General features: G+C 67.2%; 6 protein-coding genes. All 6 read left to right on the top strand.

Annotated features, from left to right (window positions below; all coding sequences use genetic code 11):
* Nucleotides 1–198 precede the first annotated feature (198 nt).
* The 6 genes from I0Q12_RS18840 to katG all read left to right on the top strand — a co-directional run bounded on the left by I0Q12_RS18840 (nucleotide 199) and on the right by katG (nucleotide 7160).
* Nucleotides 199–522, top strand: coding sequence for a DUF6802 family protein (locus I0Q12_RS18840; protein WP_197253460.1), 324 nt, complete (start codon nucleotides 199–201; stop codon nucleotides 520–522).
* Between the two features lie 276 nt (nucleotides 523–798).
* On the top strand, nucleotides 799–2631 hold the full coding sequence (locus I0Q12_RS18835; RefSeq protein WP_197253458.1) for a phosphoenolpyruvate carboxykinase (GTP): 1833 nt from the start codon (nucleotides 799–801) through the stop codon (nucleotides 2629–2631).
* A gap of 218 nt (nucleotides 2632–2849) precedes the next feature.
* Complete coding sequence (cysK, locus tag I0Q12_RS18830) at nucleotides 2850–3785, top strand: cysteine synthase A (RefSeq protein WP_197253456.1); 936 nt, start codon at nucleotides 2850–2852, stop codon at nucleotides 3783–3785.
* A gap of 7 nt (nucleotides 3786–3792) precedes the next feature.
* Nucleotides 3793–4377, top strand: coding sequence for a serine O-acetyltransferase EpsC (epsC, locus tag I0Q12_RS18825; RefSeq protein ID WP_197253455.1), 585 nt, complete (start codon nucleotides 3793–3795; stop codon nucleotides 4375–4377).
* 118 nt (nucleotides 4378–4495) lie between these two features.
* Nucleotides 4496–4939: a Fur family transcriptional regulator gene (locus I0Q12_RS18820; protein WP_197253453.1), complete on the top strand. Its 444-nt coding sequence runs from the start codon at nucleotides 4496–4498 to the stop codon at nucleotides 4937–4939.
* 40 nt (nucleotides 4940–4979) lie between these two features.
* A complete protein-coding gene (katG, locus tag I0Q12_RS18815; RefSeq protein WP_197253451.1) occupies nucleotides 4980–7160 on the top strand; it encodes a catalase/peroxidase HPI in 2181 nt (726 codons plus the stop codon).
* Nucleotides 7161–7166 lie beyond the last annotated feature (6 nt).

The following is a 7166-nucleotide window of genomic DNA, read 5'->3' as shown; positions in this document are numbered from 1 at the left end:
CTGCGCCGGCATCTCGGGGAACGCAATGCCCGCATCGAGGCGTGCCGGCGGGATCTGGCGGTGCTGGACCGTCCGACGCCGGCCCGTCCGGGGGAACCGCGGGTGACGTCGGCGCGTCCAATCCTGTGAGAACCCGGAAACACACGGGTGCGGAGAACCCCGAAACATGTAGATGCGACCGTTCGAGGAGGCACACAGGTGGAGACCTACCCGATTCCCGATTCGCTGCCCGAGCCCGAGGGTTTCGCCTCGGGCGCGTCGTTCGACCCGGTTTCCGCCGCCGCGCTGGCCGACGCCGCCGACCCGTCCGTGGACCTCGACGGCGACGGCACATTCGACACGGTCACGTGGTCGTCGCCGTCTGCGCTGGTCGTCGCCACGGACCTCGACGCCGACGGCAGCACCGACCGGCTCACCGCGATCGCCGACGACGGCGAGTTCGGGGTGTGGGAGTTCCATCGCGAGCCCGACGGCACACCGCGCTGGCTGCGTGTGGACGCCGGAAGGCTGGGCGTCGAGTGAGATGAATCGCTCGGCCGGACTACGACGGTTTCGGTAGGATGCGCCCTCTGAATCGTTTCTGTGACATTTCCGACCGGACCCGATTCCCCCCGATCGGAAGTCCGGCGTTAACCTCTATGAATAGGACTTCCGGCGCTCGTTTCCTCCGTTCGGCCACGGTGGTAAGCGGGTGGTACCCCTGCCGAGAGGGGAATCTCGGGTCCGCCACTGGTTTCTGCGTACATTTGTGCAGGTCGGAGGCTGGATCCGGTTCCGGGCACACCCCAGGAGAGTTTGATGACCTCAGCGACCATTCCCGGTCTCAACGGAACCGACGACAAGCCCCCGACCCAGCACGCCGAGTTGCTTGCCTGGGTCCAGGAGATTGCCGAGCTCACCGAGCCGGATCGCGTTGTCTGGGCCGACGGTTCCGACGAGGAATGGGATCGGCTGACCACCCAGCTGGTGGAGGCCGGGACGTTCACGCGCCTGAACGACGAGAAGAAGCCGAACTCGTTCCTCGCCAGCTCCGATCCGTCGGACGTCGCGCGCGTCGAGTCCCGCACCTTCATCTGCTCGAAGAACGAGATCGACGCCGGTCCGACGAACAACTGGGTCGACCCGGACGAGATGCGCGCCACCATGACCGAGCTGTACCGCGGCAGCATGCGCGGTCGCACGCTCTACGTCGTGCCGTTCTGCATGGGTCCCCTCGGCGCCGAGGACCCGAAGCTCGGTGTGGAGCTCACCGACTCCGAGTACGTGGTCGTGTCGATGCGCATCATGACCCGCATGGGTACCGCCGCCCTCGAGAAGCTGGGCACGGACCGCCCGTTCGTGAAGGCTCTGCACTCGGTCGGCGCGCCGCTCGAACCCGGCCAGAAGGATGTGCCGTGGCCGTGCAGCGACACCAAGTACATCACCCACTTCCCCGAGGACCGCGAGATCTGGAGCTTCGGTTCCGGCTACGGCGGCAACGCTCTGCTCGGCAAGAAGTGCTACTCGCTGCGTATCGCGTCGGCGATGGCCCACGACGAGGGCTGGCTCGCCGAGCACATGCTGATCCTCAAGCTGATCTCGCCCGAGGACAAGGCCTACTACATCGCGGCGGCGTTCCCGTCCGCGTGTGGCAAGACCAACCTCGCGATGATCCAGCCGACCATCCCGGGCTGGCGTGCCGAGACCCTCGGCGACGACATCGCGTGGATGCGTTTCGGTGAGGACGGCCGCCTGTACGCCGTGAACCCCGAGTTCGGCTTCTTCGGCGTCGCACCGGGCACCAGCGCGGATTCGAACCCGAACGCGATGGCGACCATCGAGGCCGGCAACACCATCTACACCAACGTCGCGAAGACCGACGACGGCGACATCTGGTGGGAGGGCATCGGCGGCGAGAAGCCGGCGCACCTGACCGACTGGCTGGGCAACGACTGGACCCCCGAGTCCGGCACCAACGCCGCGCACCCGAACTCGCGGTACTGCACCCCGATGTCGCAGTGCCCGATCCTCGCGCCCGAGTGGGACGACCCGCAGGGTGTGCCGATCTCCGCGATCCTGTTCGGTGGCCGCCGCAAGACGACGGTTCCGCTGGTCAGCGAGTCCTTCGACTGGCAGCACGGCACCTTCCTCGGTGCGACGCTGTCGTCCGAGCAGACCGCCGCGGCCGAGGGCAAGGTCGGCAACGTCCGTCGCGACCCGATGGCGATGCTGCCGTTCCTCGGCTACAACGCCGGCGACTACCTCGCCCACTGGATCACGCTCGGCAAGAACGCCGACTCGGCGAAGCTGCCGAAGATCTTCTACGTGAACTGGTTCCGTCGCGGCGAGGACGGCCGCTTCCTGTGGCCGGGCTTCGGCGAGAACTCGCGCGTGCTGAAGTGGATCGTCGACCGCATCGAGCACAAGGCCGACGCGCAGACCACCCCGATCGGGTACGTCCCGACCGCCGCCGACCTCACGCTCGACGGCCTGGACGTCGATCCCGCCGACGTCGACGAGGCCCTGAAGGTCGACGTCGACGAGTGGAAGGCCGAGATCGAGGGCATCGCCGAGTGGTTCGAGTTCCTCGGCGAGAAGGTGCCCTCGGGCATCCGCGACGAGTTCGAGGCACTCAAGCAGCGCCTCGGCTGACATCGCACGTCTACGGAAGGCCGCCCCGATTCGCCGGGGTGGCCTTCCGCGTTTCCGGCACCTACCTGCGGCAGCGGGAATCACGGCGCTCTGACCTGCGTAGACTTTTGCTCACGGTGATTCGAACTCCCCAGGTGAAGCGGACCCGGGACCGGATGGTGCAATAGGTGCATCGCACACGACAGCCGGTCGCTCGACGGCCGGGAGGAGGACCAGCTATGAGCGGGATCTACAACAATGTCACCGAGTTGGTGGGGCGCACCCCCATCGTCAAGCTCAACCGGCTGACCGACGGTCTCGGCGCGACCGTCGCGGCCAAACTCGAGTTCTACAACCCGGCCAACAGCGTCAAGGACCGGATCGGTGTCGCGATCATCGACGCCGCCGAGAAGTCCGGTGAGCTGAAGCCCGGCGGCACGATCGTCGAGGGCACCAGCGGCAACACCGGCATCGCCCTCGCGATGGTCGGCGCCGCTCGCGGCTACAAGGTCATCCTGACGATGCCGGAGACGATGTCGACCGAGCGTCGCGTCATGCTCCGCGCCTACGGCGCCGAGATCGTCCTCACCCCGGGCGCCGAGGGCATGAAGGGTGCGGTCACGAAGGCCGAGGAGATCGTGGCGAACACCGAGAACGCGATCCTCGCGCGCCAGTTCGGCAACCCGGCCAACCCCGAGATCCACGAGCGCACCACCGGTGAAGAGGTCTGGGAGGACACCGCCGGCGAGATCGACATCTTCGTCGCGGGTATCGGCACCGGCGGCACCCTCACCGGTGTCGGCCGCAACCTCAAGTCCCGCAAGCCCGGCGTGAAGATCATCGGTGTCGAGCCCGCGGACTCCCCGATCCTCACCGGCGGCGAGCCCGGCCCCCACAAGATCCAGGGCATCGGCGCGAACTTCGTGCCCGAGGTCCTCGACCGCGAGATCTACGACGAGATCATCGACGTCAAGTTCGACGACGCCATCGACGTCGCGCGTCGTCTCGGCACCGACGAGGGCATCCTCGGCGGCATCTCCGCCGGTGCGAACGTGTGGGCGGCACTCGAGGTCGCGAAGCGTCCTGAGAACGCCGGCAAGCTGATCGTCGTGGTCGTTCCCGACTTCGGCGAGCGCTACATCTCGACCCCGCTGTTCGAGCACATCCGGGACTGAGTGCACGGTGAACCTGCTGCGAACCCTCCGGGAGGATCTCGGCGCTGCGCGTGGGCACGACCCGGCCGCGCGCAGTGACGTCGAGAACGCGATCGTCTACTCGGGACTGCACGCGATCTGGTCGCATCGGCTCGCGCACCGGATGTGGGGCAAACCCGCGCTGCGCGGTCCGGCCCGGATCCTCGCGCAGTTCACCCGATTCCTCACCGGCATCGAGATCCACCCCGGTGCCACCATCGGCCGCCGGTTCTTCATCGACCACGGCATGGGTGTCGTGATCGGCGAGACCGCCGAGATCGGTGACGACGTGATGCTCTATCACGGCGTCACCCTCGGCGGTCGGTCGATGGCGAAGGAGAAGCGCCACCCCACGATCGGCCATCGCGTCACGATCGGTGCCGGCGCGAAGGTGCTCGGCCCGATCACCATCGGCGACGACAGCGCGGTCGGGGCGAACGCCGTTGTCACCCGGGATGTTCCACCGGACTCGATCGCGACGGGCATCCCCGCGACGATCCGGTCCCGGACGCAGAAGCAACACGAACCGCTGGTCGATCCGACGAGCTACATCGATCCCGCGATGTACATCTGAGCCGCGTTCGGCCGCTCCCTTCCTCGGGTGATGGGAATCGGTATCCGGTCCGACCGGGTGTCGATTCCCATCACCCGATTTTGCGACTCATTCCAGAAAAGTGCGTCATAGTGGTGACGTGCCCTCTACGCCGGAGTACGTAGAGCAACTACGTACCGCAGCGCTACGCGTGACCCGACCCCGGGTCGCGGTGCTCGACGCGGTGCACGAGAACCCGCACGCCGATACCGACACGATCTTCGTGAAGGTGCGCACCGTGCTGCCCGACGTGTCCCGTCAGGCCGTCTACGACGTGCTGCACGCGCTGACCGAGGCCGGTCTGATCCGGCGGATCCAGCCTGCCGGTTCGGTCGCCCGTTACGAATCGCGGGTCGGCGACAACCACCACCATCTCGTGTGCCGCTCGTGTGGCGCCATCACCGACGTCGACTGCGCCGTCGGCGCCGCCCCGTGCCTGACGGCTTCGAACTCCAACGGCTATCTCGTCGACGAGGCCGAGGTCGTCTACTGGGGACTGTGCCCCGACTGTTCACCTCCACCGACTTCACGGCCGCGACCGTGAGCAAGGTCCGCGTTACCCACACCTGGAAGGAAGGGCCCAAGTGTCCGAAAGCGAAAATCCGGTCATCGAATCGCCGACGCCCAAGGCGCACCGTCCGCTCACCAACCGGGACTGGTGGCCGGATCAGATAGATCTCAGTGTCCTGCAACATAATTCGGAGCGCACCTCGCCTCTGGGTGTCGACTTCGACTACCCGACCGAATTCGCGAAACTCGACCTCGACGCTCTGAAGCGCGACCTTGTCGAGGTGATGACCACCTCCCAGGACTGGTGGCCCGCGGACTTCGGTCACTACGGTCCGCTGTTCATCCGCATGAGCTGGCATGCGGCGGGCACCTACCGCATCGCCGACGGCCGTGGCGGTGGCGGTCAGGGCGCGCAGCGGTTCGCGCCGCTCAACAGCTGGCCGGACAACGCGAGCCTCGACAAGGCCCGCCGGCTCCTGTGGCCGATCAAGAAGAAGTACGGAAACAGCATCTCGTGGGCCGACCTGATCATCTACGCGGGCAACGTCGCCTACGAGTCGATGGGCTTCCCCACGTTCGGTTTCGCGTTCGGCCGCGAGGACATCTTCGAACCCGAGGAGGTCTTCTGGGGGCCGGAGGACACCTGGCTCGGGGACGCCCGCTACGCCGGCGAGCGCGAACTGCAAGGCCCGCTGGGTGCCGTGCAGATGGGCCTGATCTACGTGAATCCGGAAGGCCCCAACGGCAATCCGGATCCGATCGAGGCGGCCCGCGACATCCGTGAGACGTTCGGCCGGATGGCGATGAACGACGTCGAGACCGCGGCGCTCATCGTCGGCGGTCACACCGTCGGAAAGACCCACGGTGCCGCTCCGGCCGATCACGTCGGACCGGAACCCGAGGCCGCACCGCTCGAGCAGCAGGGTCTGGGTTGGAAGAACACCCACGGCACCGGGGTCGGCGGCGACGCGATCACCAGTGGTCTCGAAGGCATCTGGACCCCCACACCGACGAAGTGGGACAACAGCTTCCTCGAGACGCTGTACGGCTTCGAGTGGGAGAAGACCAAGAGCCCGGCCGGGGCCTGGCAGTGGGTGCCGAAGGACGGTACCGGCGCCGACCTCGTCCCGGACGCCCACGATCCGTCGAAGCGGCACGCCCCGACGATGCTCACCACCGACCTGTCGCTGCGCTTCGATCCGATCTACGGGCCGATCACCCGCCGGTGGCTCGACCATCCGGAGGAACTCAACGAGGAGTTCGCCAAGGCCTGGTACAAGCTGCTGCACCGTGACATGGGACCGGTCTCGCGGTATCTCGGTCCGTGGGTTCCGGAACCGCAGCTGTGGCAGGACCCGGTCCCGCCCGTCGACCACGAACTGGTCGGTGCGGACGACGTCGCCGCGCTCGAGCAGAAGGTCCTCGAGTCGGGACTGACGATTCCGCAGCTGGTCGCGACCGCGTGGGCGTCGGCGTCGAGCTTCCGCGGCACCGACAAGCGTGGCGGTGCGAACGGGGCACGCATCCGGCTCGCCCCGCAGAAGGACTGGGAGGTCAACGAACCCGCGCAGCTCGCCGAGGTGCTCGCGAAGCTCGAATCGATCCGTCAGGACTTCGAGAGCGGCGGCAAGAAGATCTCGCTCGCCGACCTCATCGTGCTCGCGGGTGGTGCGGCGATCAAGAAGGCCGCGAAGAACGCGGGTCTCGACCTCGAGGTGCCGTTCACTCCGGGCCGGACGGACGCGACGCAGGAGACGACGGACGTCGACTCGTTCGCGGTCCTCGAGCCGCCCGCCGACGGGTTCCGCAACTACCTGCCCGCCGGGGAGAAGCGCCAGCCGGAGAAGCTGTTCGTCGAGCGTGCCAATCTGCTGTCGCTGACCGCATCGGAGCTGACGGTGCTCGTCGGCGGGCTGCGGGCGCTGAACGCCAATCACGGCGGCACCGCCCACGGCGTGCTCACCGACCGGCCGGAGGCGTTGACCAACGACTTCTTCGTCAACCTGCTCGACATGGGCACGGAATGGAAGACGTCCGAGTCGACGGAGAACGTCTACGAGGGCCGCGACCGCGCGTCGGGTGAGCTGAAGTGGACGGCCACCGCCGTCGATCTGGTCTTCGGCGCCAACTCGGTGCTGCGGGGCCTGGCGGAGGTCTACGGCGCCGACGACGCGCAGACCAAGTTCGCCGAGGACTTCGTCGCCGCGTGGACGAAGGTGATGAACCTCGACCGGTTTGAGATCAAGAAGAAGTAGACCGGC

The organism is Rhodococcus sp. CX, from assembly GCF_015865005.1.
Lineage (GTDB): Bacteria > Actinomycetota > Actinomycetes > Mycobacteriales > Mycobacteriaceae > Rhodococcus.
Note: the sequence above shows the minus strand (reverse complement) of the source record. Positions and strands in the feature narration are given on the sequence as shown.

Coding starts and splice junctions, on each gene's coding strand:
- I0Q12_RS18835 (WP_197253458.1), top strand. CDS start 799: ATGACCTCAGCGACCATTCCCGGTCTCAACGGAACCGACGACAAGCCC.
- cysK (WP_197253456.1), top strand. CDS start 2,850: ATGAGCGGGATCTACAACAATGTCACCGAGTTGGTGGGGCGCACCCCC.